The organism is Rhizobium sp. CECT 9324, from assembly GCF_918741265.1.
In the GTDB taxonomy this organism is placed as follows: Bacteria; Pseudomonadota; Alphaproteobacteria; order Rhizobiales; family Rhizobiaceae; genus Allorhizobium.
The window spans coordinates 1,200,948-1,225,534 of the sequence record NZ_CAKKMZ010000002.1 but is presented as its reverse complement, the minus strand read 5'-3'; the positions used below and the strand labels follow the sequence as shown (position 1 = coordinate 1,225,534).

The window sequence follows — 24,587 nt, the reverse complement described above, 5'->3', positions numbered from 1 at the left end:
CATTGGGCGGGGGTGCCGCATTCGTTTTAAAATTGCACGTTGCCGAGACTACTTCCCATCACGAAACCGTGCCTTGTTTTGAGCACCGCCCAGATTGGTCAACCGACGAAAGGGCGCTAGTATATGCGCAGTCCATCAGGCGGGAAGGAAATCAGAATGTCTGAGATCAATTTCGAGCGCCGAACTCTGCTTCTCGGTGGCGGCGCCTTTGCGGCAGCCGGGTTTTCTGGCCTCGCAATGCCGGCACGCGCCTCAGGTGTGGCCGCCACTCCCTCGATGCGCGGGGGAGCCAACAACTATATGCCCGGCGCGCCGATAGTCGAGCGAATTGGCGGCGGCGGCTTCTGGATGACGGGCACGGTGCGCCGCGCCGGAGACGGTGCCCCTCTGCCAGGGCAGCGCATCCAGATCTGGGCTCATACAACGGAAGGCAGCGAGCGCGACGCGCACAGCCATGGCGCTACACTGACAGACGCCAATGGCACCTTTCGGCTCGAAATGCCGCAAATCGTGCCGGCACTTGGTCAAGCACATGCCCACCTCGCCTATGACAGCGGCGAATACGATACCGTATTCCTCCGCCCTTTGCTGGCGAGTGCGAAAGACGCAAGCCTCGAGGCGCATTTTATCCTGCAGCCGGTCTGACCCGGCTTGATGCCCATGGCCCGCGCGTTTCTGATCTGGACCGGTCTGGCGCTTGCACTCTTCGTACCGCTGACCTTTGCCGCCACGAGCGAATACCTCGTTTGGCGTGACCCGGTCTACATAGCCGCCGGCTTGGCGGGCGTATTGGCCCTTTGCCTCGTGATGATGCAGCCCCTACTCGCGCGTGGGTGGCTGCCCGGCCTGCACCGACAGCGCGCCCGTCTTGTGCACCGTGCGGTGGGCCTGCTTTTGGTCGCGGCCGTTGTCGTTCACGTCACCGGCCTGTGGATCACCAGCCCTCCCGACATAATCGACGCGCTGCTGTTGCGTTCGCCGACCCCGTTTTCTGTCTGGGGGGTAAGCGCTATGTGGGCGCTCTTCGCCGCAGCACTCCTATCTTTTGTGCGGCGTCACCTCTCGCTGCGCGCCTGGCGCGTTGGGCACACCAGCCTTGCCAGCATCGTCGTGCTCGGCAGCGTTATCCACGCCATGTTGATCGAAGGCACGATGGACACGACGTCGAAGGCCGTCCTTTGTGGTCTAGCCGTTACTGCAACCGTGGCCGCGGTCGTGACCCCATGGCTGCGTGCAAGACGGCGCGCTCCAGGCAAGCAATGAACTTCTGTCGGAGAGACGAATGCCGGCACCGGTCGCTCGGCTAGGGCGGCCTAAGCCGCCCCACCTACTGCACTTTCTATGCTGCGCCTGCACGATTGATTGTCAGGAAGTGACGCACGACAGGCTTCTCAGGACCGAGATGGTAGGTCAGAACCTTGCCCTGCAAATCCGCATCGGCATTGGAGACCCTCTTGTGCTGGCGCAGGTGTTCGGCCCAGGATTCCACCATAAACCACTCGACGATTTTCTCCGGGTCAGCTGAATCCTCGGTGACACCCCACCCATAGGCACCGTCTCGGCGGCGTTCGTGCGAAAGGTTGTCGATGGCATGCAGGAAGGCTGCACGATGCTGCTTCTCGACCCTGTACTCGATCAGGATCAGAACTGGACCGCGGTCGTGGGCAATAGGCTCCGCAACAAGCGGCTCGGGCCAGTGGTTGGACGGCACCATGTCGGCATCGCCTGCGGGAAGCTTGACGCGGTGCATGATGACCCCAGCAAAAAGAAGGCCGACAGCGCCGATCAACAAGGTGGTTTGGATGCCGACCGCTTCACCGACGGCGCCCCAGCCCAGGCTACCAGCCGTCATCGCTCCGTTGAAGACCGTCAGATAGACAGCAAGGCCGCGACCACGAACCCAGTTGGGAAGGACGGCCTGGGCTGCACCATTCAGCGTGGTCAGGGCCGTAATCCACGCGCCGCCCAGGAAGAGAAGAGCGATCAGGGCGACGACCTTCGGCGGAGCAACCGACAGGACAGCCATAACGACTGCCGTGGTCAGCGCTGCACCGAGAAGCAGGCCGTCCGCACTCAAGCGCTCGCGCAACGTCGGCATGACCAGCGCTCCGCCGATTGCACCAGCGCCGACCGCGCCAAGCAGGATGCCATAGAAGCTCGCGTCACCATCGAGAAGCTGCCGGGCAACGAGCGGAAGAAGAGCCCACACGGCGCTGGCAAATGCGAAGAAGATTGCTGCGCGCAGAAGGACGACATGCAGCGGCCTGCTCGAGCGGGTGTAACGAAGGCCGGCACGGAAAGCGCCAAAGAAGTTCTCTTGCAACGCGTCGTTGGCATTCTTGGCCCGCGGCCACCAGACGAGCGCAGCGATCACGAAGATGTAACTGGCAACGTCGGCTCCGTAGGTTATCCCGGCGCCAAAGGCCGCCAGCAGCAGACCGCCAGCTGCCGGCCCAATGGAGCGCGCGATGTTGATGCCGAGCGAATTCAGTGCAACGGCGCTTTTCACGTCTTCGCGCTTTACCAGTTCCGGCACAATAGCCTGCCAGGTTGGCCCCATCAGCGCGGCACCAATTCCGCCGAGGAAGGTTAGGCCTATCAGGGCGCTGACGGAAAGCATCCCCATATGAGCCAGAACCATTAGCGAGATACTCACCGATGCGAGCAGGAGCTGTACCGCGATCAGGAATTTGCGGCGATCCAGAATGTCGGTCAGAACGCCCGCCGGGATCGCCAGCAGGAAGATCGGCAAGGTTCCGGCCGCTTGCACCATGGCAACGGCCGCAGGCGATGCCGACAGATCCGTCATCAGCCAGGAGCTTGCGACATCGCGCATGAAGCTTCCGGTATTGCCAAGGACGGTCGCAATCCAGATTACCGCGAAGACGGGTTGCGCAAGAGGCGCGAATGTCCCTGCAGGAGATTTTGTACCGCTCATTTGCCTGCTCCCTTGGTGAGGTCGGACGATGCTATCAGGATGAATGCACCTGCAAGACCAATGTGCTCGAAGAAGGCGTTGGTCGCCATCATGCGATCCATGCCGGGCGCCATTTCCCAGAAACGAAGGGCGATGACGGTTGCCAGCAAAGTGAAGCCGGCAAGCGCGAGTGCGCCCGCCCAGCGCAGGAAGCCCAAAACTACCATCGAGGATGCCGTAAGCTCGAACACAATGACAGCAACGGCAAAGAAGGCCGCCGGGTGGAGCCCAAAATGCTCCATCTCTGCCAGAGCGCCATTGAAATCAAAGATCTTGGTGAGCGGACCCTGGATGTAAGCCGCGCAGAGAGCGATCAGGGACAAAATACGTGTGATGGGAGAGCCAACGACACGTGCCAGTCCGTTGAGGGCTGAATTCAATACAGGGGATTGGTAGGTCATATCTGCTCCTTTTTGACCGCCGGCATGATTGAGCGGCCGCGTTGATGGAGCGATATTGACTGGCGATCGTCCAACCAACAATTGCAGCAATAGTTTCGATTTAATTGCGAATATTGCAATTATGGGATGGGATCGCTTGGGTGAACAGGCCACCCAAGCGGAGGACGGGATCAGACTGCCCAGCAGGAGCAGCCAAGAGCGCCGAAGAAGCCCTTCAGGTCAGCGATTGGAAGCTTCGAGGTCCATGCTCCTGCGTGGTCATGTCCGTGGACTCCGCAATCGCTTGTGCAGCCACAGGTCGAGATTGCCGTGCGCCGCAGAGAACGCGCGCCGGCACCCTCCGGCTCGCCCCACGCCGCATAACCACCAAATTTGCGGACAGGCGACCAATCGGGCATCGCCGGAGGTACGTCGTTTTCGTCGAGCGTTTTGAAGTCACCCGCTCCAAAGACGATCTTGCCACCGACCATGGTCAGTTGCGAGGTCAGAAAAGAGATTTCGTCTTCGGCGCAGGCGAAGAAGTCCTTGTCCGGCACGATGAGGTCGGCGAACTGGCCTTTCTCGATGCGGCCCTTTTTGCCTTCTTCATTCGAAAACCAGGTCACTTTCTCCGTCCACATGCGCAGCGCGGTCTCGCGGTCGAGGCAGTTGGCCCGCGGGTAGAGTTGCATGCCTCCGAGAGTTTTGCCGGTCACCATCCAGGACAGTGAGACCCAGGGATTGTAGGAGGCCACACGGGTCGCATCTGTGCCGGCTGACACGTTGACGCCCTTGTCCAGCATCTTGCGGATCGGCGGGGTGGCTTCGGCAACGCCGTGGCCATAACGCTCGACGAAATATTCGCCCTGATAGGCCATGCGATGCTGGGTGGCGATACCACCACCGAGAGCCGCGATGCGATCGATCGATCGATCCGAAATCGTCTCGGCATGGTCGAAGAACCAGTTCAGGCCCTCCAGCGGTACATCCTTGTTGACCTTCTCGAAGACGTCGAGCGCGCGTGTGATCGTCTCGTCATAGGTCGCATGCATACGCCACGGCCAGCGGTTCTCGGCCAGTACTCGCACGACCTCCTCAAGCTCACCTTCCATCTCTGGTGCCATCTCCGGCCTCGGCTGGCGAAAATCCTCGAAGTCGGCCGCAGAGAAGACCAGCATCTCACCGGCACCATTGTGGCGAAAATAGTCGTTGCCTTGCTTGTATTTGACCGAGGACGTCCAGTTGAGAAAATCCTCTTTCTCTTCCTTGGGCTTTTGCGTGAAGAGGTTATAGGCGAGCCGCACCGTCATCTGATTTTCGTCTGACAGCTTCTGGATGACTTCGTAGTCGTCTGGATAGTTCTGGAATCCACCACCCGCATCGATGACGCCGGTGACACCCAATCGGTTCAGTTCGCGCATGAAATGCCGGGTCGAGTTGACCTGGTAGTCCAGAGGCAGCTTCGGCCCCTTGGAAAGCGTCGAATAAAGAATACCTGCGTTCGGCTTGGCAAGCAGCATACCCGTTGGATTGCCGTTGGCATCACGGCTGATCTCGCCGCCGGGTGGATTTGGCGTGTCGCGCGTGTAACCCACGGCGCGAAGTGCCGCACCATTCAAGAGCGCGCGGTCATAGAGGTGCAATAGAAAGACCGGGGTGTCGGGGGCAATCGTATTGATCTCCTCAATCGTCGGCAGGCGCTTTTCGGCGAACTGGTGTTCGGTGAAACCACCGACGACGCGCACCCATTGCGGAGCCGGCGTGATCGCGACCTGCCGTTTGAGCATGTCCATCGCATCGGCAAGCGAGCGGACGCCATCCCAGCGCAGTTCCATGTTGTAGTTCAGCCCACCGCGCACAACGTGAGTATGGTTGTCGATCAGGCCGGGCAGGACGCTTTTGCCCTTCAGATCAACGATTTTCGTCCCGGCTCCGGCGAGAGCCATGATCTCGCTATCGGAACCGACCTCCAGAAACAGTCCATCCTGGATGGCGACCGCGGTCGCGGTCGGATTGCTGCGATCAAGAGTCGTGAAGCGCCCATTGTGGAAAATTAAGTCTGGATACATGGCATCTACTCCGGTCTGGTTAGGGTCGGCGGCACTGGCCGTTGAAAAGAGGTTCGAAAACGCCAGGCTCGATGCCCCTCCGAGAAAGGTTCGACGCGTCGTCATCAGCCCCGCTCCCCTACATTCGTTTCCGTGCGATCGGCAACCTCAACAGCATTCCCACCCTTCGGCATATGCCCAAACATGTGCGGCTTCACCTGGTTGAGCCAGGAAACGGCTGCGGGCTCCTTGCCCCAAAGTGACTTGGCGAGCGGAATGATCTGCTCACCGACGAGAATGCCGAGAAGACCCACAAGGGCGATCACAGGAGGTGCGGGCGAACGGACGTTGAGCAGACTGTAGATGATGCCGACCAGCAGACCCGCGCCAAGTGAAAGAAGATAGATTTTCATGGGAAGTCCTCCAAAATAAGAGAAATGCCGCTCCGAGAAGATCGTCGGAGCGGCCCGCTCAAATCTTTACTTGGCTGGATTTGGGCCGATGCGCTTGCCATGCTTGACGCGTTCCTGACCGCCATGAACGTGCGTAACCGCGTAATCGATACCCATTCCGTATGCGCCGGAATGCTCCTTCACCAGTGCGGTAACCGCATCGTAGGTTTCCTTGCGAGCCCAGTCGCGCTGCCATTCAAGCAAAACCTGCTGCCAGGTCACGGGGATGACGCCAGCCTGCACCATGCGGTCCATTGCATACTTGTGGGCATCGGATGAGGTGCCGCCGGAAGCATCGGCGACCATGTAGATCTCGTAGTCCGCAACGTCATGCAATGCGGAGAGCGCAAAGGTCGTGTTGCAGACTTCCGTCCAGAGGCCGGATACGACAATCTTCTTGCGGCCGTTCGCTGCATTCTTTGCAAGCGCATCGCGGACGTTCTGATCGTCCCAGGAATTCATCGAGGTGCGTTCGAGGATGTCGTTCTCCGGATAGACTGCCAAAAGTTCTGGGAAGGTGTTGCCGGAGAAGCTCTCGGTTTCGACAGTGGTGATCGTCGTCGGAATGTTGAAGATCTGCGCCGCCTTGGCAAGACCGACGACATTGTTCTTCAAGGTCTGGCGATCAATCGACTGGACGCCGAATGCCATCTGCGGCTGCTGATCGATGAAAATGAGCTGGCTGTTGGCGGGGGTCAGGACTTCGAGCTTGGACATTGTCAGTTCCTCTTCGGTTGCTTGGACCGCGGATGCGGTTGGTTGGTTGACGCAGCACCTGCCAGTCGTGCACCTTCTCCTGGTGCTCGGCTTGGAAGCTCTGAGTGACTGGACCGCTGTGGGTCTGCCCTTCACTCTTTCGGCTGCTGAAATGAAATCTAACGCGTCTTTGTGAAGTCTTGAATTGCAATATTAATTGCGAATGAATTGCGATTCTCGCAATTATTACCTCCGGGGAAATCGATCCGTTCGGCTGAGCTTGCGCTGTCTGTCGTTCGCTTCGCTGCACAGACGCTCAGGACTTGAAACAAAGGCAGTTGCACTTGGCGAAGATAAGCCTGCAGGCCGAGACTGCGAGATGAGCCACCATTCGCTGACCAGAAGCGTTGCGTCGCATACCCGGCATCGATCCTAGCACATGAGTAGACATCCGCGTGAAATAGCGGTGGTCGAAAAGCCACAGGAAATCGGGATTTCGTACAACGGAACATCAGATCCGACTAGGCATTCCGGCGCCCGAAGGACAGATTGGCGACGCAGCCATTGGTGCAGTGTCGTCCCTGCTCGTTTCGCGGAACGCACGGATGCGACAAGGTGCCCAAGCAGCGTCGCGACGCCACCGACAACCGCGCGGATTGCTACGGTCGCTCTCGCGAAACGCACTGAAGCGTCGCGATCCAGAGGATGCGACGCGTCGGTGTTCTCGGTACATGGGAATCCCCGCCGTATCAGGCGGCAAGCGGCTCGAGATTGGCCTGGATCTGGTCCCGGAACTCCTCGTAGCGGCTCGGGAGCTTCAACACCTCGCCCAGATGTGCGGTATCCTCGTCGCGGTTAAAGCCCGGTTCGTTCGTGGCAATCTCGAACAAAATGCCGCCTGGCGTACGGAAGTAGATGGCCCAGAAATAATCGCGGTCGATGACGGGCGTGACCTGATAACCGGTATCCATCAGCGCCTTTCGAACGTCTAGCTGCTTTTCGCGGTTCTCGACCGCGAAAGCGATATGGTGGACGGAACCGGCCCCCTGACGGGCAAACGGCGTTGTCGGCAATGATGCCACATCGATTGTATCGGCGCCGTTTCCATCGGGCATGATGAAGCGGGTGACCTCACCCTCCTTTCCGGCGCGCTGGTAGCCCATGAAGCCAAGGAGCTCTTCGGTCGCCGCCGTATCGTGTAGGTTGAAACGAGCGCCGGCAAAACCGCGGATCGCCGCATCGCTCGGAATGCCGTCAGCCAGCCACGGCGCGCGTGCGTCTTCAGCGGATTCAACCAATGCCAGGCTGTCGCCGTCCGGACCCGTAAACCGAAGCCTGCTCGCGCCAAAACTGGTGTCGCTTTCCAAGCCACCGATGCCTTCCGCAGTGAAACGGTCCTGCCAGAACGTCAAGGCGCCCTTCGGCACGGAAAACTGCGTTTCGCCAACCTCACCGACACCAGGTCGCCCAAGCATCATGTTTTTGAACGGGAAATAGGTCATGACGGTGCCGGCCGAACCGTTCTCGTCGCCGTAATACAGGTGGTAGATACTCGGGTCGTCAAAATTGACGGTTTGCTTGACGCGGCGCAGGCCCAGCGTGTCGCTAAAAAAGCGATTATTCTGGCGAGCATCCGAAGCCATCGAAGTAACGTGATGTAGTCCTTTGATCTCGGTGATCATGGTCTTACCTTTAATTCTGCCGTCGGCGTTTAGCTGTTGAGGAGTATCTAGGGCAATTGATCACAGCGGAGAATTGCAATATTCATTTTGACTGTATTGTCATTTTCGAAACAATCCCAATGAACGATTACAAAGCTCTGCGCACTTTCCTCCTCGCCGCCGAAAAGCGAAATTTCGCCCAGGTCGCCCGCGAACTCGACATGACACCGGCCGCCGTCACCCGGGCTATTGCGGCACTTGAAGCCGAACTCGGCGTGCAGCTGTTTGTGCGCACCACCCGGCAGGTCTCGCTGACAACAGATGGTGCTATCTTCGCCGCCCAGATCCAACCGGCCGTGAAGACGCTGGAAGAAGCACGCCGTGACGTGATGAACGCTCACAAGGCCGATCAAGGACGCCTCAGGATCAGTGCGCCCACGTGGTTCGGGAAGGCGGTGCTTCCACCGATCCTCTCCGGCTTCAAAGAGCGCTACCCGAAAATGGGATTCGAGATCTCTCTGTCCGACGGTCTGGTCGACATAGTCGATGACGACTACGATCTGGCGATCCGAATCTCGTCTCAACCATCGGACAAGTTCACCATCTGGCGGAAAATCCGTGTCGTGCCGCGCATCCTGGTTGCCGCTCCGGGAAGTCGGTTTGTCGAGATGCCGCATCCCAACGCGCTGACACCAGACGACTGCCTGGCCTACAGTGGCGAAAGCCGACGGGAGAACTGGGTTCTCTCGGACGGCGGCTCGAGCATGACGATATCGGCAGGGCGAGCCTTCAGCGCTAACAATGGTGAAGTCCTGGCTGACATGGCAGCGGACGGAGCAGGCGTTGCCATGCTACCCAACTTTCACGTGTCAGAACATCTGAGGACCGGGCGTCTCGTCCATGTGTTCAAAGGTTGGGCACCAGCCGATCTGTGGTTGACCCTTTACTACCCACCCTATCAGGCATTGCCTCCCCGCATTGCCTCCTTCTCAAAGTTCTTTGAGGAGCAGGTGGCCGCGCAAATGGTTATGCTGGACTGATATCCCGCACTCTTCCCCCCGCGACGTCATTGCTGTGCGGAAACGGCTGCTATCAGTGCCTGTAGCCGTCAGAGGTTTCGATCGCGAGCGCCCTCTACCTGAAGATCGACGATCGTATCGTGCAGATACCGGCCGCGGGATCACCCACCCCGCAGTCGTTCACAAGAACCCTCGCGGCCCAACGCTGGCGTTAAGCCGTGGCTCTTTGCCTGCCCGCTCACTCGAACGCGGACGTCCGGAACAGGCATGCTTGACCAGCCCGACCGGATCGCCTCGTTCTGAAACACCATTCGCGATGACCGTAGCGGGTATCCGCCACGGTCATCCGTTCGTGTCATGCCTGCACGAAGGCCAGCAGATCGGCATTCAGGACATCGGCGTTGACGGTCAGCATACCGTGCGAGAAACCGGGATAGGTCTTGAGCGTGCCATTCTTGAGGAGCTTGACCGCTTTCAGGGCCGCATCCGCAATTGGCACGATCTGGTCGTCTTCGCCGTGAAGTACCAGCGTCGGCACCTCGATCGACTTCAGATCATCCGTCTGATCGGTTTCGGAGAAGGCCTTGATGCCATCATAGTGGGCCTTTGCACCACCCATCATGCCCTGGCGCCACCAATTCTGGATTACGCCTTCTTGAACCGTGGCACCGTCGCGGTTGAAACCGTAGAAAGGGCCTGCCGGCACCTCGCGGAAGAACTGCGCCCGGTTGGCAGCGAGTGCAGCACGGAAGCCGTCGAACACCTCGATCGGCAGGCCTTCGGGATTGGCTGCAGTCTTCAGCATCAGCGGTGGCACTGCGGAAACAAGCACGGCCTTGGCAACACGGCCGGCTGGCTGCCCATGCTTTGCGACATAGCGGGCAACTTCGCCGCCACCCGTGGAGTGGCCGATATGAACGGCATTCTTCAGATCGAGATGCTCAACGACCGCGAAGGCATCGGCAGCATAATGGTCCATATCGTGCCCGTCCGAAACCTGGGCCGAGCGGCCATGGCCGCGGCGGTCATGGGCAACGACGCGGTAGCCGTTGGCAAGGAAGAACAGCATCTGCGCATCCCAGTCGTCAGACGACAGCGGCCAGCCGTGATGGAAGACGATAGGTTGGGCATCCTTCGAGCCCCAGTCCTTGTAGAAAATTTCGACGCCGTCTCTGGTGGTGATGGTTCCCATAGTCTGGTTTTCCTCTGTTGATGTGTTGGCAGAGGCAGCTTGCGCTGCGACGGTGAATGCGGGTGAAATGGCGATCGTGGCTGCCGCTGCGCCGGCTGAAAGCAGTGCCTCACGGCGCGTTGTGGAAAAAGAATTCTTGGTCATATCAGATCCTGCAATTCAATAGTTTCGGTTTCAGTCGACGCTGTCCCTCGGCTGTGCAGGAATATTGCTCCCAGGCTGCCGCCCCAACAATTGAACTAATAGTTCATTATTTATTGCGTTATTTGAAATAAAATAAGGCGAGATGACGGAGCTGGCCGAACCCCAAGCTATCGCTACCCTACGGCCGCGGACCGAAACAGGGGCTTCGGGTGCTCGCTCCTGCTGACCGCTATTGCCGTCCATGTTCACCAAGAAACGAAGCCGCGCATGGAAGCGCTCAAGTGGAGATGTCGTGGGTAAAGCGATAGTCCGGGATACGGCGGCGTCCTTTGTTCCAGGACGTGCTCGAGACTTCCGGCATCCAGGGCGAGCCCACCATCCAATTGGTCAAATAGGCAAGCCCTGCGCTGTCGATCGCGACTGCTGGAATGCGGTGGCAATGATCGAGGACCAGGCCGCCCCTTGTCTCGGTCGCAACAGCATCTGCCCGCCGCTCGAATTCAAGGGGCTTAGCACCGGTTCGGCAACCGTAGCATCCGAATTGATTCTCAACCTCTTCGACGGCTTGGCGTTGAAACCGCGTAGCGCTTCTGCTGCTTCCGCGATCCCCTCGAGAGCGGGTTCAAGCCGCATGAAAAACCGCTGCCCGGCATCGGCCAATGAGATGTCGCGCCTGGAGCGGTGGACGTTCAATCAGTTCTCAAGGCACGCTGTGGCTGAGCGCCGAGGAACTGAGATCACACATGCGAGCGGCAGCTCGAAATCCGTCGAACTGGACACCTGCACTATCGTATCATCACCTCGCAAACGGTGGACCGCGACATATCATCAGCCTTATCGCTACCAAGCAGTTCGCGGTCGATTGGGAAATCGGACGACCTCTCGTCGTCGAATCTGTGGACCACGTGACCTGACCCTCGTGACTTTGCCTTCGTAATCGCCGGAGCGCACTTCAGGTCTGTAACGCCCAGTCCGCGACCTCCCAGCGCATCTGCCCGCGATCGGCGACGACACGGCCGAGCCCTGGGAAAGGCATGTGCGTGGCGGCGATGAGCGCACCTTCCGCAGCGGCTTGCGGAAAAAAGCGGTCGCGCATCGCCTTGGCCGCTGCCTGGTCCTGCTCGAACAGGAAGAACACATCGGTTGCGGCGGGATGCACGACCGGGAAGATCATGTCCGAAACCATGATCAGGCTCTTGCCGTCATCTTCGATCCGCACCCCGATATGGCCGGGTGTGTGGCCGGTCAGGTCGACAATCGAAACGCCTCGCATGATCTCGCGCTCGCCATCAATCGCCTGGAGTTTCGGATAGAGGCGCACGACCTCATCTGCCATGGTAAAGCTGGTCTGCAAAAAATCGGGCGCGCCGCTGCGCTTGGCCGGATCGGTCCAATGCTTGACGTCGCGACGATCGATATAGACTTCCGCATTCGGGTAGTTGTTTTTGCCGCCCAGGATCAGGCCGCCCATGTGATCCTGATGCATATGCGTCACGATCACCGCGTCGATCTGGTCGGGTTGAAGGCCGAGTGTACCGAGCGCCTTGGGCAAATCGCCGGTCTGCCCGATCGAGCCCGCGGCACCTGCATCGATCAGGATGCGGCGCTCGCCATCCTCGACGAGATACTGGTTGAAGAGAAACCGCACGCCGCTTTGCCGGGCGGTGAACTGCGCGACGGCCGCCTTTTCCACCTCGTCGGCGGAACGTCCCGGAAAATAGTTGTAGGGCATATCAGCATAGCCGTCCGTCAGGGCTGTGACCGTGAAACGGCCAATGCGGATCTGCGCCAGCGGCGTAACGCTAACCGGCGCCTTGGCGGCAGCCTGCGTCGTAGCAAAGGCCGGCGCGCCACCGATCAGTCCTCCCGCGAGGAGGCTTCCCCCCATGAGGCTGAGAGGAAGGGCGCTGGCAAAGGCGCGGCGTGACAATTGAGGCATGATCTCGTCCTCCGGATCATTGGCAAATACGGGGCAATACAGGGGCGACACAGTAACTGCCGGCGCCCCCTCGACGACATGAAAGCTATGATATGTACAACCAATAGGGTATCGTGCCTTTTTGAGAACTTTCCTTTCAATTTCCGGAAGGATCCTATGGATCGGTTCGAAGCGCTGTCTGTGCTGCTAGCGGTGGTCGACGCTGGCAGCCTCTCGGCCGGGGCGCGGCGACTGGGCACTCCGCTCGCCACGGTCAGCCGCAAGGTAGCCGATCTTGAAAAGCACCTTGGCGTGCCCTTGGTCACGCGCACCCGACGCGGCCTTGCCTTGACGGAGGAGGGGCGCGCTTTCGTTGCCGCGTCCCGTCGTATTCTTGGTGAACTGGACGCAGCAGAGCGTCAGGCCAGCGGCGATTTCCGCGCGCTGCGCGGCGGGCTGCACGTGACCGCACCGATTGCCTTCGGCGAACGCCACCTGCTGCCACTTGCACTCGAATTCCTCAAAGAGCAACCTGACATCAACCTGCGTCTGACGCTCGCAGATCGGCAGCTCAGTCTGGTGGATGAGCATGTCGATGTGGCCCTCAGGATCGGCCATCTGACCGACAGCGCGCTGATCGCGACGCGGCTGGGCACCGTCCGCCGGGTGATCTGCGCGAGCCCCGACTATCTCGCCCGCAAAGGCATACCGCGTCAGCCGGAAGACCTCGCCCAGCATGACGGCATAAGCTTCCAGGGCTTCGCGACCGCGCCGCAATGGCGCTATCGCCGCGACGGCGTCGCCTTCACCATCGAGCCGCGCGCCAAACTCGCGGTCAACACGACGGAGGCTGCCATTCAGGCGGCACTGGCCGGCATCGGCATTGTCCGCGTGTTGTCCTACCAGATCTCCGAACAGTTGCGCTCAGGCGCGCTGCAGGAATTGCTGACGGAGTTTTCACCGGAACCGCTGCCGGTCAACGTCATCCACGGACCCGCCGATCCCCTGCCGCCGAAGGTGCGGTGCTTCCTCGATTGGATCGGGCCCCGCCTGCGCGCGCAAATCGCCAGCTAGCGCTCCCCCGGGTGGGCTATCCATTGGTGGTGTCGGGCACGTCCCGCAACGGTCGGTCAGCTGACCTTCGTCCATTCAAGCGCCAAACCGCTGGCGATTGATCGAAGCGACATACTGAGTTTTGCCCGTGCGAGCATCGTGATATTCGGTGACAGAAGGCTCAAGCAATCAATGCACCGTCGGCGGCGACCGCGCTCGGAAAGAATATCGCCCGGCTCGGATCGAAGCCATAGTCGTTCTCGAAGGTCGTGGCGTCGACTGCAATCTGCGCCACGGAATCGAGAATGAACCGCACTTTTTCGTCCGGCAGAAGAACGCTGAAATTCAAGCGCACGAAACCGGGCTTTCTGATCTCGTCGCCCGAGAGGATCGCCTGCCTGATTTCCTCTGACTGATCATCGTCGATCGACAGCAGCCGATGGACGTATGGCCCGGCACAGGCACAGCCGCCGCGCGCCTGAATCCCGAACCGATCGCTCAGCATTCGCGTGATCAGCTGCTGGTGAACGTAACCACCCTTCCCGTCCTTCACCCGGAAGGAAAATATCGGCAACCGGTTTGGTTCAAGGAGCCCGAGGATCTCCAGATTAGGAATGTCCCTCCAGGCGCGAAATGCCCGCTGCGCAAGCTCGCGATTGCGTGCAGCCATCTGATCGGCACCAATCGCATCCTTCACAATGAATGCAAGGGAGGCCCTGATGTCACCCACGACATTCGGTGTGCCAGCCTCTTCACGGGACTCGATATTGTCGCTGTAGTCGTGTGTGTGCGGCGAAACAAACTTCACCGTCCCTCCGCCTGGCCAAGATGGCTTGCTGGTCGTCACCGCATCGCGACGCAGGATCAGGATACCCGATGCGCCCGGACCGCCTATGAATTTGTGCGGCGAGACGACGATCGCATCGATTTCAGCATCCGAGGAGGGCGACATCGAAATCGGCACATACGGACCAGCACCCGCATAGTCCCATATCATCTTGGCGCCGGCCGCTTTCACCATCCTGGTGATCTCTGCGACATCGCTGGTGATGCCGGTAATGTTGGATGCCGCAGAAAGCGTGCAGATCGTCAGGTCCGGCGCATTCTGGCGCAGGGCTGCCTCGAGCAGTCCAAGGTCGGGCCCGCCGGAAGAATGCTCTGCGATTTCGACGACCTCGGCGCCACTTTCGCGCCAGGGCAGGATATTGGAATGATGCTCGTAGGGGCCGATGATGACGCGGACCCGCTTGCCTGCAGAAACAGCGCCGGTGACGCCAAAGAGCGCAACGAGACGATTGATCCCCGACGTTGCACCGGAACCGGTAAAGACCACCGCATGTTCGCGAGTGGCACCGCAGAACTCACCGATCAGCGCTCGCGCTTCCCGCCGCATGCGGGTCATCGCTCCGCCGCAGTAAGAGGCCTCTGTATGACTGTTGGCGTAGTACGGCAGCACGTCCTCAAGGACAAAACGCTCAATCTGATGCAACGCCCGGCCGGACGCCACATAGTCGGCATAGACCAAGGCTTTTTCGCCATAGGGTCCGGTCACCCTGGCCTTGGAGCCGACCAAGCCATCCCGAAGGACCGCAATCGTGTCCCCTTCGCCAAGCGTCCGACGGAATTCTGACAGCGGAGTCTCGATCGGCCTGATAGCTTGAATTTGGGCGTCCACGTCATTCTCCTTGCGGCACATGTTGACGAAGATTATATTCTGCCTCAGCCGGAAAGACCTCACCTATTTTTTGCCTTCTTTCATCGAGACCGTGTCATATGATCGCTGATAGTGCCAAAATCGACGATTTTGATATGAAGATTTTGACGGCGATGCAAATCGATGCTGGGCTCTCCCAACGAGACCTGGCCGAAAAGGTCGGCATGTCGCAAAATGCCTGCTGGCGGCGGCTGCAACGTCTTCATTCACTCGGGCTGATACGGGGTTCCCACAGCGAGATCGACCTGCAGGCACTGGGACTCGATCTCACCGTTTTCGTGATGATCCGCACACGTCACCATTCTCGGGAATGGAGCGAGCAGTTTCGAGCCCATGTCGAGAAACTACCAGAGGTCATTGATTTTTACCGCATTGGCGGTGAGTGGGATTACCTGATCAAGGTCGTAACCAAGGGAATGTCGGGCTATGACGCCTTCTATCAAAAACTGATCACCGACTTCGACCTTGCGACCGTTACGGGCTTCTTCTCAATGGAGGCGATCATCAACAACCGCCCGGTCGACCTCGGCAAACTGCGTTGATGCATCTCGCGACCGCCTGATACCGCTGTCCAGGATCATCGCTTCGCGCCGCAGTCCTCAACAGGCGGACCCTCCCGACCCGGTGCTAAGAACGACGGCAGAATATCTTGACGGATATCGGGGCAAGCGATCCTGCAGCACATTGTTGGCCTTCCTGCCATATGCAGTGGTCTGGACCATCATCCAAGGGGACAATCGTTCGGGACAGGTTGGCACGCATGTGTAAAACCATATCCCCGAGTACCCAGTCTATGAAGACACAGCCGTCCGGTGCATCAGAAACGGTTCCCGAATAGTGTTCCGTTGCCGCCAGATGAGGAACAATCATGTCTCGGCGCACGGCCAAAAGCGCTTGCAGCCAGGACGACCATTCCCGTGCCTTCTGGGTTTCGGCGTGTGACCAGTCGAGTTTCGAATCCAGGAATGTCGACAGTGCGTGCGGATCCGGCATGTCGCTTGCCGATGCACCTTGCGGATATCCGCCAAAATTTTCCGCCTGCTGCGGTCTGTCGTTTCGGATGGCTTCTGCCACCTCGCCACGATAGTCCGCAAAATAGTGAAAAGGTCCACTTTCCCTGTAGCAGTCGCCCATGAACAGAAGCGGGACCTGCGGGGAAAGCAAGAGCATGCTGGTGAGGACGCGATGCAGCGTTTCATCAATGCTTGTATGCAGCCGATCGCCCAGAGCGCGGTTTCCCACCTGATCGTGGTTTTGCAGAAAATGTACGAAGGCAGTCGGGGCAAGACAGGCGCTGGGAGGCAGGAATTCGCTGACGATGGGTTCGCCGGGCTCCAGATATCCTTCAGACAAGATTTTGCGCAGTTTGTCGAAAGGCGCGTGCTTGAACTCTTCGTAAAGACCCGTGTCTTCGCCCGTCGCAATCACATGCACGACATGATGGAAACTGTCGTTCCAATCCGCGACAAACAATTCTTGTGACAGAAGATCGGTACCATTCGGAGGATTTTCAGTGATCAGATGAATGTGGCGATCCGCCAGCACCCTACGAACGGTAGTGGATAGTTCCTCAAGGATATGCGTGCTGCTCGGATCCTTGATTTCGTTCACGGCGTCAAACCGCAATCCATCAAGCCGGAACTCCTCCAGCCAGTAGAGGGCATTGTCCACGAAAAACCGCCTGACCGGCTCGCGATCGAACGCGATTTCCGCACCCCATGGGTTGCTCTTGCCCTCACGGAAGAACTCCGGCGCATACCGGCTGAGAAAATTCCCTTCCGGGCCGAAGTGGTTGTAGACCACGTCGAGAAAGACCATCAGGCCAAGACCATGTGCCGTATCGATGAAGGCCTTGAAATCATCCGGCGTGCCGTAGGCATTGTGGGGCGCATAGTGCAATACGCCGTCATAACCCCAGCCTCGTTGTCCCGGGAAATGGGCGACCGGCATGACTTCAATGGCTGTAAAACCGAGATCGGCAAGGCGTTCCAATTTACTCGTGGCTGCCTGGAACGTGCCTTCCGGCGTGAATGTGCCTATGTGAATCTCATAGACAACGGTCTCGTGCCACGGGCGGCCACGCCAAAGCGAGTTTTTCCAGCGATAGACATTCGGATCTGGCAATAACGACAGCCCGGAAACCTCTGAAACCTGCTGACGAGACGCTGGATCGGCGACGATCGTGCCGTCACCCAGAACGAAGGCATATGGCTCGTCGAACGGCTGTCGATCGATCACGACCTCAAACCAGCCGTCATCGGATCGCATCATCGCGTGATCATCCGAAAGGCGAAGCGCAACATGCTTTTCATTCGGCGCCCACAGCCGGAAGCGTGTACCGGTTCCGATGAAATCCGGTCCCCATGTCGAAGCAACCTTCGCCCGTAACTTGCGGGACTTGATCGCGAACGTATCGTGCATAGCGCAGTAGTTCCTTTGATTTACACGTTCTAGCGGCGCTGGGTTTAAGGCTTCGTCACATCTCATCTCACGCTGTTGTCGTCGCAAGGAGAACCACGGGCAGCTTGAATAACTCTGAAACGGGCAGGTCCTCGCAGGCATGTGTCGTGCCATCCAACACATTTCGCAAAACCCCTGAAGAGACAGAGGAAAGGCGCACTGTCGTGTCCCCCCAGAAGGAGGCGTCAACCTTCATCGTGGCCTGCTTGACGGCACCAAATACCTGCAGGGGAGCGATGGCGACGACCAGATCATTTGCGTGACGCCGGGCAAAGGCGAGCACATGATCGCGCATTTGCCCCTCCACCGAGACAGCTATGTATTCGCCCCGCTCGAACAGCATCGGCTTCTGCCGTCTCAGCCACAGGCCGCGTCTGATCAGATCAAGCTTGGTTGTGGCGAGGCTTTCCGTGTCCTGCAAATTTACCGCAGCACCGACCCATGGCCGACGATTGTCGGGATCGACCAGCGACTGGTCGAGGCCCTCTGCGCCCTGGTAGAAGTCGGGAATGCCCGGCGCGACCAGTTTGACCAGGGTCTGCACGAGGCTGTTCACATTGCCACTCGCAACAAACGGCCGAGAGAAAGCGATAAAGTCGTTCACAAAGGCCAGGTTCTCCGGCGACAGAACACCTTCGGCAAAGTGCTGAACGGCCTTCTCGTAGGTCTGGTCCGGAGCACTCCAGTCCGTATGCAGCTTCGCTTCCCGGACCGCTTTCAGTGCGTAGGCACTAAAGCGTTCGCGAAGAACCGGGAGATCATCGATGTCGACACGCGACGGGATGATGCCGAGTAGCGCCTGGTAGAGCATCCATTCCAGATTGAGATCCGGAACCATACCCGTGGGTGGGTGTGAAACGAGAGCGGCGTTGCTCAGTCGCCACCGGGGCAATGCCGTCATCCAGTCATCGACGCCCTCGCTGATCGCATAGAGGCGGGCGCGCGCATCCTCGCCGCGTTTGGTATCATGGGTCGACGTGGAGGACATGCCAAGTGGCTGTTCACGCATTCGGCGCTGCATATGCCGATGGAATCCGGCAATTCCCATGGGCTCGGCAATGGGATCGCCGCCCACTTCGTTGGCAGCCAGCAGACAATTGTATCGATAGAGGAAAGTGTCTTCCATCGCCTTTGCCATGACAGGGCCTGCGACCTGCTGAAACCGCCGCCTGAATTCGGTCGGATCCCGTGTCGGATCGGCTTGTCCGCGCAGGACATTGACCACAGCATCAACGGCGGTTTGATCCTGGACATGTTCCCGCGCAACAAGTGCCGCGTGATCGAGGACGTGGTCTTCCGCGGCCGTCAAAGCCTGGGTCGTATTGTAAAGCCTGTAGACCGGGAATGCGACCAGCAATTCCCGGATCGAAGCGGCTATCGACTGCAAATCGATGCCGGGCAGCAGGCCTGCGGCAAGTTTTACCAACCGATCCACCTCGCCGGCAAAATTAACTGTCACCATCTGGAGTTTGGCCTGACGCAGCCCGGCTCCAGGATCTGCCAGATCTGGAACGAGGATACTGTAGTGCTGCCTCAGCTGCGCGACACCTTGCTTGCTGGTCAATATGTCACTGATGGCATTGATGAATTCGTAGCCCGTGGTGCCCTCGACAGGCCAGTCTGAAGCAAGCGCCTCATCACGGGCGAGAATTTTCTCGACGTAAATCGGCACTTTGCTGCCGACTGCGCGACGCAGGCATTCGAGGTAACCTTTCGGATCGGCCAATCCGTCAACGTGGTCGATGCGCAACCCGTCGACCTGGCCTGACCTGACCAGTTCAAGAACCAAGGCATGCATTGCGTCGAACACCATTGGGTCTTCGACGCGAACGCCGACGAGACCGGTGACCTCGAAAAAACGGCGATAGGACAAGTGTTTCGACGCGGTGGTCCAGGCCACAAGCTGCCAGTGTTGGAGGCGATGCAACGCGCTCAATTTTTCGGGTTGGCTCACAAATTTCCCGGACTCACCACCGACTTCCTCCAGCTGCGCATCCAGCCAGTCGAGGCTTTCTGCGGACAGAGGATAGAGTGAATCTCCAAAGTGAAGCCGAAAGGCCTGACCTCGGTCACGAACCAGATTGAACTTGCCACTGGCGGCCGTGTCATCGAATGCGAGCTCCAGATGGGGCAACGTCAGCGGCTCTGCCCAATCGATGTCAAAATGGGAAGCGTAACGGCTGCTTTCCCCGTTCGCCAGGACGTCGTGCCACCACGGATTGTCCAGGGAAGCGGCCATGTGATTGGGAACGATGTCAAGGATCAGCCCCATTCCATGGGCCTTTAAATGGCGACTGAAATCATCGAAACCAGCGCGCGCACCCAGCGATGGGTCGATCTCATTTGCGTTGGTGACATCGTATCCGTGGGTAGAACCTTGCGCTGCCGTGAAGATCGGGGAAGCGTAGATATGGCTGATTCCGAGACCCTGTAGATACGGCAGCTGTTCAATAGCCCGTTCAAAGGTCATGCCGTTGCGGAACTGAATGCGATAACTTGCGACCAGTTGCATATTTCCTCGCATATCGGACACAGGAAAATGCCAGGCAGCAATCATGCCCAGGCAAAATCCATCAAAACGGAGCGGATGAGCGACGCGGCAATATACGCGCGCAGCAAGTGGCGATTGCCTTCAGAGGCAGCTTGTCCTTTGACGACACGATGGCCATGACCCTAGTAGGTCCGGAACCGCTGTTCCCTGCGCGTATTGTGGCGCAACTCCGCAGCGGTCGCGAAGGCGCCAAAAAGAGCCACAAGCCGAGCTTGTTCGATCGCGTTGACGCCAACCCGTTTGCAGTAATCCTGAACGGACCAAACCTCGGTTGAACTGTCCGTGTCGAATTCGTGGGGCGTTCGCTTTTCCACTGCAACCTCTCATGAACGTGTGATCAACGCCAAACGCTCGGAGGGAGCAACAGTTCCAATCCGCCATGCGGTATACGCACAGAAATTCGCTGACAAGAAGAGCCTGGGGCCATACAAGTCAAACTTCGTTCTGGAACTTTCCCGGCGAGATTGACTTTACACGTTTGGCCGCAATATCGCGGGAACCGATTGCGCCGGGTTGATGGCGTACAGCGGGCGCAAAATATGAAATATGAAACGTCAGTGTCTTTGACGGTCAACGGCAAAGACTGTGAAATTGAGGTCGACAACCGAACAAGCTTGCTGGATGCCCTGCGGGAGCATTTGCACCTTACGGGCACCAAGAAAGGCTGCGACCATGGCCAGTGTGGTGCCTGTACCGTCTTGGTGGAGGGTCGCCGCATCAATGCCTGTCTGAGCCTGGCTGTCATGCATGCCGGCGATGAGATCCAGACAATCGAAGGCCTGGGCGAGCCGGGCAACCTGCATCCCATGCAGGCTGCATTTATCCAGCGGGACGGTTTCCAGTGTGGATACTGTACGCCGGGGCAGATCTGTTCGTCGATCGCCGTCCTGGAAGAGATCAAGGCCAATATTCCAAGCCATGTCACCGGCGACCTTGCTGCGCCAGGCAGTGTCACCGCTGCCGAAATCCGCGAGCGCATGAGTGGCAATATATGCCGATGCGGAGCCTATTCGAACATTGTCGATGCCATCATGGACGTTGCCGGAGCAGAAGCATGAGAGCGTTTACCTACGAGCGCGCGTCCACGGTGGACGCGGCAGTCAAGACTGCTGCGTCGAACCCGAATGCCCGATTTATAGCCGGCGGGACGAACCTGCTGGATCTGATGAAGCTGGAGATCGAAACCCCGACGCATCTCATCGACGTCAATGGACTTTCCCTGGACAAGATCGAGGTGACGTCGGATGGCGGACTTCGCGTCGGCGCCTTGGTGCGCAACACGGATCTTGCCGCCCATGAGGTGGTGCGGCGTGACTACGGCTTGCTCTCTCGAGCCCTGCTATCCGGAGCGTCAGGCCAGTTGCGCAACAAGGCAACCACCGCCGGCAACCTTCTGCAGCGCACGCGCTGTCCGTATTTCTACGACTCTAATCAGCCGTGCAACAAGCGGTTGCCCGGTAGCGGCTGTTCGGCGATCGGTGGCTATTCTCGTCAGCACGCCGTCATCGGCGCAAGCAATGCCTGCATAGCCACGCATCCCAGCGACATGGCGATCGCATTGCGCGCGCTGGATGCCGTGGTCGAGACGGTAAAGGGGGATGGGGCTACGCGCTCGATACCCCTCGCGGATTTTCATCGTCTCCCCGGCGATACGCCGCATATCGAAACCGTCTTGGAGCAAGGCGAGTTTATTATGGCCGTTGTCTTGCCACCACCGATCGGCGGGAAACACATCTACCGGAAGGTACGCGACAGGGCATCCTACGCTTTCGCGCTCGTGTCGATCGGAGCAGTCATCCAACCGGATGGAACAGGTCGCTTCGCCGTAGGCGGCGTGGCCCATAAGCCCTGGCGGGTCGAGGCTGCCGAGAATGAACTGCCCGGCGGTGCAAAGGCTGCGTTCGCGGCCGCCTTCGCAGACGCGCGCCCAACGGAGCAAAATCGCTTTAAACTCGATCTGGTGGAACGAACGCTTGGTTCGGTGGTCGCAGAAGCGGGAGGACTGAACAATGAAATTTGATCGGCCAGAGACCACCAATCCGATAGATCAGATGAAGGTTGTCGGTCAGCCTGTGCGCCGCATCGACGGCGAACTGAAAGTAACGGGCAACGCGACCTATGCCTACGAATGGCAGGATCCGGACGGCCCCTCCGCCTACGGTTACCCTGTCGGCTCTGCCATTGCCAAGGGTCGCATCACCGCCATGGATGTCGCCGCGGCCGAAGCATCGCCGGGTGTGCTCGCCGTTGTGACAACGCTTGCCGTGGGCGATCGCGAAAAAGGGCAATACAACACGGCCAAGCTTTTCGGTGGCGCTGAAATTCAGCATTATCATCAGGCCATCGCCGTGGTTGTTGCGGAAACTTTCGAACAGGCTCGCGCCGCCGCGGCTCTTGTCAAAGTGGAATATGCCGAAGTGCAGGGACAGTTCTCCCTTGCGGACGGCAGGGATACGGCACAAAAACCCAAGGATGTCGACGACACGCCGCCCGACACTGCCGTTGGCGATTTTGACAGCGCCTTCGCCTCCGCGCCGATGACCCTGGACGAAGAGTATACGACGCCGGACCACTCGCATTCGATGATGGAGCCACATGCATCCATTGCCGCGTGGAATGGGGAAGAGCTGACCGTGTGGACATCCAGCCAGATGATCGACTGGTGGCGTACGGATCTTGCTACAACCCTCGGCATCGACAAGGACAATATCCAACTCAAGTCACCCTATATTGGCGGCGGCTTCGGCGGAAAGCTTTTCTTGCGTGTTGACGCGGTGCTGGCGGCGTTTGCTGCCAAGGCATCGGGTCGCACGGTTAAAGTCGCATTGCCGCGTCCGTTCATGGCCAACAACACCACCCATCGGCCGGCGACCATCCAACGCATCCGTATCGGTACCGAGCAGGACGGCACAATCACAGCGATCGCCCACGAAAGCTGGTCCGGGGATCTTCCAGGCGGCGGGCCTGAGCCTGCCGTGATGCAGACGCGCCTGTTATATGCCGGCGCAAACCGGATGAGCTCAATGAGGCTTGCTGCGCTGGATCTGCCTGAGGGCAATGCCATGCGGGCACCGGGAGAAGCACCCGGACTGATGGCCCTGGAGGTCGCCATCGACGAGATGGCCGAAAAGCTCGCCATGGACCCGGTAGATTTTCGTATCCTCAACGACACACAGGTGGATCCCGAAAATCCGAAGCGCCGCTTTACCCATCGCAATCTGATCGGCTGCCTGGAAACCGGCTCTGAACGTTTTGGCTGGAGCGAGCGTCGCCGACCGGGTGCCCGCCGCGACGGGAACTGGCTTGTCGGCATGGGCGTGGCCGCAGCTTTTCGAAACAATCTGCTGCTTACGTCAGCTGCCAGGGTAAAGCTTGATCGCGAGGGCATCGTCACGGTCGAAACGGACATGACCGACATCGGAACCGGCAGCTACACAATCATTGCGCAAACCGCAGCCGAGATGCTCGGATTGTCGGTCGACAAGGTGGTGGTCAAGCTGGGAGATTCGCGCTTTCCCGTATCCGCCGGGTCCGGCGGACAATTCGGGGCGAACTGTTCCACCTCTGGCGTATACGCCGCCTGCGTCAAACTGCGGGAAGCGGTCGCGTCGGCCCTTGGCTTCAATTCGGACGACGTCGTGTTCGAGAATGGCGAAGTTCGCAGCGGCAACAGATTTGCACCGCTGGCCGCCGCCGCGGGTGTCGACGGTCTGGTTGCCGAAGATAAGATCGAGTGGGGCGATCTCTCCAAAACGCATCAACAATCGACATTCGGCGCGCATTTCGTTGAAGTGGGTGTCGATGTCGCGACAGGCGAGACGCGCGTACGCAGGATGCTCGCAGTCTGCTCCGCCGGGCGCATTCTCAATCCGGTCACGGCGAGAAGCCAGGTGATCGGGGCGATGACCATGGGCGTGGGTAGTGCATTGTCGGAGGAGCTCGCGGTCGATACCCGCCGTGGTTTCTTCGTCAATCACGATCTCGCCGGTTACGAAGTGCCCGTGCACGCCGACATTCCCCATCAGGAGGTCATCTTTCTTGAGGAAGAGGACCCGTATTCATCGCCGATGAAGGCAAAGGGTGTCGGGGAATTGGGGCTGTGTGGCGTTTCCGCGGCCATTGCGAACGCCATCCACAATGCTACCGGCGTTCGGCTCAGGCACTATCCCCTGACGCTGGATAAGTTGATCGGCGGTCTTCCGGAGGTCGCCTGAGGTGATGGCGGCAGCTGAACAGGCTGCCGCCCTATGCAATATGAGCCGACATGCTCGCCTCTAAATACCAAGGTCCGACCCGGTTTAAGTGGTTTGCGGTTGTCTCAC

Annotated in this window: 21 protein-coding genes; 8 read left to right on the top strand and 13 right to left on the bottom strand. The window is 59.1% G+C overall.

Annotation, left to right across the window (positions count from 1 at the left end; genetic code table 11):
• Positions 1 to 156: 156 nt before the first annotated feature.
• Both LQ231_RS25510 and LQ231_RS25505 read left to right on the top strand, forming a co-directional pair.
• Positions 157 to 645, top strand: coding sequence for a twin-arginine translocation pathway signal (locus LQ231_RS25510; RefSeq protein WP_230174922.1), 489 nt, complete (start codon positions 157 to 159; stop codon positions 643 to 645).
• 15 nt (positions 646 to 660) lie between these two features.
• Entirely contained in the window at positions 661 to 1,263 is a 603-nt protein-coding gene (locus LQ231_RS25505) for a ferric reductase-like transmembrane domain-containing protein (RefSeq protein WP_356637593.1), read from the top strand.
• Between the two features lie 76 nt (positions 1,264 to 1,339).
• Here the strand turns inward: LQ231_RS25505 and LQ231_RS25500 are convergent, their stop codons facing one another.
• From LQ231_RS25500 to LQ231_RS25475, 6 genes are all read right to left on the bottom strand, one after another.
• Positions 1,340 to 2,938: an MFS transporter gene (locus LQ231_RS25500; RefSeq protein WP_230174918.1), complete on the bottom strand. Its 1,599-nt coding sequence runs from the start codon at positions 2,936 to 2,938 to the stop codon at positions 1,340 to 1,342.
• On the bottom strand, positions 2,935 to 3,378 hold the full coding sequence (locus LQ231_RS25495; RefSeq protein ID WP_230174916.1) for a DoxX family protein: 444 nt from the start codon (positions 3,376 to 3,378) through the stop codon (positions 2,935 to 2,937). Before LQ231_RS25495 ends, LQ231_RS25500 begins: the two co-directional genes overlap by 4 nt.
• 170 nt (positions 3,379 to 3,548) lie before the next feature.
• On the bottom strand, positions 3,549 to 5,531 hold the full coding sequence (locus LQ231_RS25490) for an amidohydrolase (RefSeq protein WP_230174914.1): 1,983 nt from the start codon (positions 5,529 to 5,531) through the stop codon (positions 3,549 to 3,551).
• Complete coding sequence (locus LQ231_RS25485) at positions 5,531 to 5,818, bottom strand: XapX domain-containing protein (protein ID WP_113139747.1); 288 nt, start codon at positions 5,816 to 5,818, stop codon at positions 5,531 to 5,533. The genes LQ231_RS25490 and LQ231_RS25485 overlap by 1 nt, the downstream gene beginning before the upstream one ends.
• Before the next feature lie 66 nt (positions 5,819 to 5,884).
• The gene (locus tag LQ231_RS25480; RefSeq protein WP_230174912.1) at positions 5,885 to 6,574 is read right to left on the bottom strand and encodes a hydrolase; all 690 of its coding nucleotides are present in this window, start codon (positions 6,572 to 6,574) and stop codon (positions 5,885 to 5,887) included.
• A 728-nt stretch (positions 6,575 to 7,302) separates the two neighbouring features.
• Positions 7,303 to 8,235 carry a VOC family protein gene (locus LQ231_RS25475; RefSeq protein ID WP_230174910.1) on the bottom strand — a complete coding sequence of 311 codons (933 nt, stop codon included), beginning with the start codon at positions 8,233 to 8,235 and terminating at the stop codon, positions 7,303 to 7,305.
• A 119-nt stretch (positions 8,236 to 8,354) separates the two neighbouring features.
• Between LQ231_RS25475 and LQ231_RS25470 the strand changes: the two genes are divergently transcribed.
• Entirely contained in the window at positions 8,355 to 9,254 is a 900-nt protein-coding gene (locus LQ231_RS25470) for a LysR family transcriptional regulator (RefSeq protein ID WP_113139886.1), read from the top strand.
• A gap of 334 nt (positions 9,255 to 9,588) precedes the next feature.
• Here the strand turns inward: LQ231_RS25470 and LQ231_RS25465 are convergent, their stop codons facing one another.
• The 3 genes from LQ231_RS25465 to LQ231_RS25455 all read right to left on the bottom strand — a co-directional run bounded on the left by LQ231_RS25465 (position 9,589) and on the right by LQ231_RS25455 (position 12,508).
• Entirely contained in the window at positions 9,589 to 10,569 is a 981-nt protein-coding gene (locus LQ231_RS25465) for an alpha/beta hydrolase (protein WP_230174908.1), read from the bottom strand.
• A 387-nt stretch (positions 10,570 to 10,956) separates the two neighbouring features.
• The gene (locus tag LQ231_RS25460) at positions 10,957 to 11,229 is read right to left on the bottom strand and encodes a hypothetical protein (RefSeq protein WP_230174906.1); all 273 of its coding nucleotides are present in this window, start codon (positions 11,227 to 11,229) and stop codon (positions 10,957 to 10,959) included.
• 292 nt (positions 11,230 to 11,521) lie between these two features.
• Positions 11,522 to 12,508 (bottom strand): MBL fold metallo-hydrolase, encoded by a 987-nt coding sequence (locus LQ231_RS25455; RefSeq protein ID WP_230174904.1) that lies wholly within the window; start codon positions 12,506 to 12,508, stop codon positions 11,522 to 11,524.
• Positions 12,509 to 12,664: 156 nt separating this feature from the next.
• Between LQ231_RS25455 and LQ231_RS25450 the strand changes: the two genes are divergently transcribed.
• Positions 12,665 to 13,561, top strand: coding sequence for a LysR family transcriptional regulator (locus tag LQ231_RS25450; RefSeq protein ID WP_230174902.1), 897 nt, complete (start codon positions 12,665 to 12,667; stop codon positions 13,559 to 13,561).
• A gap of 160 nt (positions 13,562 to 13,721) precedes the next feature.
• On the opposite strand, the gene LQ231_RS25445 is transcribed toward LQ231_RS25450, so the two are convergent.
• Complete coding sequence (locus tag LQ231_RS25445) at positions 13,722 to 15,185, bottom strand: aminotransferase class V-fold PLP-dependent enzyme (RefSeq protein WP_230175071.1); 1,464 nt, start codon at positions 15,183 to 15,185, stop codon at positions 13,722 to 13,724.
• 128 nt (positions 15,186 to 15,313) lie between these two features.
• On the opposite strand from LQ231_RS25445, the gene LQ231_RS25440 reads away from it, so the two are divergent.
• Complete coding sequence (locus LQ231_RS25440; protein ID WP_113139757.1) at positions 15,314 to 15,796, top strand: Lrp/AsnC family transcriptional regulator; 483 nt, start codon at positions 15,314 to 15,316, stop codon at positions 15,794 to 15,796.
• A gap of 85 nt (positions 15,797 to 15,881) precedes the next feature.
• Here LQ231_RS25440 and treZ read toward each other — a convergent pair whose 3' ends face one another.
• The 3 genes from treZ to LQ231_RS25425 all read right to left on the bottom strand — a co-directional run bounded on the left by treZ (position 15,882) and on the right by LQ231_RS25425 (position 20,579).
• Positions 15,882 to 17,741, bottom strand: a complete 1,860-nt coding sequence (treZ, locus tag LQ231_RS25435; RefSeq protein WP_230174900.1) for a malto-oligosyltrehalose trehalohydrolase — start codon at positions 17,739 to 17,741, stop codon at positions 15,882 to 15,884.
• A gap of 1 nt (position 17,742) precedes the next feature.
• Positions 17,743 to 20,226, bottom strand: a complete 2,484-nt coding sequence (gene treY, locus LQ231_RS25430) for a malto-oligosyltrehalose synthase (RefSeq protein WP_230174899.1) — start codon at positions 20,224 to 20,226, stop codon at positions 17,743 to 17,745.
• 161 nt (positions 20,227 to 20,387) lie between these two features.
• Complete coding sequence (locus LQ231_RS25425; protein WP_113139759.1) at positions 20,388 to 20,579, bottom strand: hypothetical protein; 192 nt, start codon at positions 20,577 to 20,579, stop codon at positions 20,388 to 20,390.
• 225 nt (positions 20,580 to 20,804) lie between these two features.
• Between LQ231_RS25425 and paoA the strand changes: the two genes are divergently transcribed.
• Genes paoA through paoC form a run of 3 tightly spaced genes read left to right on the top strand, consistent with a single transcriptional unit; the run spans position 20,805 to position 24,479 of the window.
• Positions 20,805 to 21,323: an aldehyde dehydrogenase iron-sulfur subunit PaoA gene (paoA, locus tag LQ231_RS25420; RefSeq protein WP_113139760.1), complete on the top strand. Its 519-nt coding sequence runs from the start codon at positions 20,805 to 20,807 to the stop codon at positions 21,321 to 21,323.
• Complete coding sequence (locus LQ231_RS25415; RefSeq protein ID WP_230174898.1) at positions 21,320 to 22,285, top strand: xanthine dehydrogenase family protein subunit M; 966 nt, start codon at positions 21,320 to 21,322, stop codon at positions 22,283 to 22,285. Before paoA ends, LQ231_RS25415 begins: the two co-directional genes overlap by 4 nt.
• Positions 22,275 to 24,479: an aldehyde oxidoreductase molybdenum-binding subunit PaoC gene (gene paoC / locus LQ231_RS25410; RefSeq protein ID WP_230174896.1), complete on the top strand. Its 2,205-nt coding sequence runs from the start codon at positions 22,275 to 22,277 to the stop codon at positions 24,477 to 24,479. The genes LQ231_RS25415 and paoC overlap by 11 nt, the downstream gene beginning before the upstream one ends.
• The last annotated feature ends 108 nt before the right edge of the window (positions 24,480 to 24,587 follow it).

What these genes read in the sequence shown, in the direction of transcription:
- LQ231_RS25510 (WP_230174922.1), top strand. Translation starts at nt 157, where the DNA reads ATGTCTGAGATCAATTTCGAGCGCCGAACTCTGCTTCTCGGTGGCGGC.
- LQ231_RS25505 (WP_356637593.1), top strand. Translation starts at nt 661, where the DNA reads ATGGCCCGCGCGTTTCTGATCTGGACCGGTCTGGCGCTTGCACTCTTC.
- LQ231_RS25500 (WP_230174918.1), bottom strand. Translation starts at nt 2,938, where the DNA reads ATGAGCGGTACAAAATCTCCTGCAGGGACATTCGCGCCTCTTGCGCAA.
- LQ231_RS25495 (WP_230174916.1), bottom strand. Translation starts at nt 3,378, where the DNA reads ATGACCTACCAATCCCCTGTATTGAATTCAGCCCTCAACGGACTGGCA.
- LQ231_RS25490 (WP_230174914.1), bottom strand. Translation starts at nt 5,531, where the DNA reads ATGACGACGCGTCGAACCTTTCTCGGAGGGGCATCGAGCCTGGCGTTT.
- LQ231_RS25485 (WP_113139747.1), bottom strand. Translation starts at nt 5,818, where the DNA reads ATGAAAATCTATCTTCTTTCACTTGGCGCGGGTCTGCTGGTCGGCATC.
- LQ231_RS25480 (WP_230174912.1), bottom strand. Translation starts at nt 6,574, where the DNA reads ATGTCCAAGCTCGAAGTCCTGACCCCCGCCAACAGCCAGCTCATTTTC.
- LQ231_RS25475 (WP_230174910.1), bottom strand. Translation starts at nt 8,235, where the DNA reads ATGATCACCGAGATCAAAGGACTACATCACGTTACTTCGATGGCTTCG.
- LQ231_RS25470 (WP_113139886.1), top strand. Translation starts at nt 8,355, where the DNA reads ATGAACGATTACAAAGCTCTGCGCACTTTCCTCCTCGCCGCCGAAAAG.
- LQ231_RS25465 (WP_230174908.1), bottom strand. Translation starts at nt 10,569, where the DNA reads ATGACCAAGAATTCTTTTTCCACAACGCGCCGTGAGGCACTGCTTTCA.
- LQ231_RS25455 (WP_230174904.1), bottom strand. Translation starts at nt 12,508, where the DNA reads ATGCCTCAATTGTCACGCCGCGCCTTTGCCAGCGCCCTTCCTCTCAGC.
- LQ231_RS25450 (WP_230174902.1), top strand. Translation starts at nt 12,665, where the DNA reads ATGGATCGGTTCGAAGCGCTGTCTGTGCTGCTAGCGGTGGTCGACGCT.
- LQ231_RS25440 (WP_113139757.1), top strand. Translation starts at nt 15,314, where the DNA reads ATGATCGCTGATAGTGCCAAAATCGACGATTTTGATATGAAGATTTTG.
- treZ (WP_230174900.1), bottom strand. Translation starts at nt 17,741, where the DNA reads ATGAGATGTGACGAAGCCTTAAACCCAGCGCCGCTAGAACGTGTAAAT.
- treY (WP_230174899.1), bottom strand. Translation starts at nt 20,226, where the DNA reads ATGCAACTGGTCGCAAGTTATCGCATTCAGTTCCGCAACGGCATGACC.
- paoA (WP_113139760.1), top strand. Translation starts at nt 20,805, where the DNA reads ATGAAATATGAAACGTCAGTGTCTTTGACGGTCAACGGCAAAGACTGT.
- LQ231_RS25415 (WP_230174898.1), top strand. Translation starts at nt 21,320, where the DNA reads ATGAGAGCGTTTACCTACGAGCGCGCGTCCACGGTGGACGCGGCAGTC.
- paoC (WP_230174896.1), top strand. Translation starts at nt 22,275, where the DNA reads ATGAAATTTGATCGGCCAGAGACCACCAATCCGATAGATCAGATGAAG.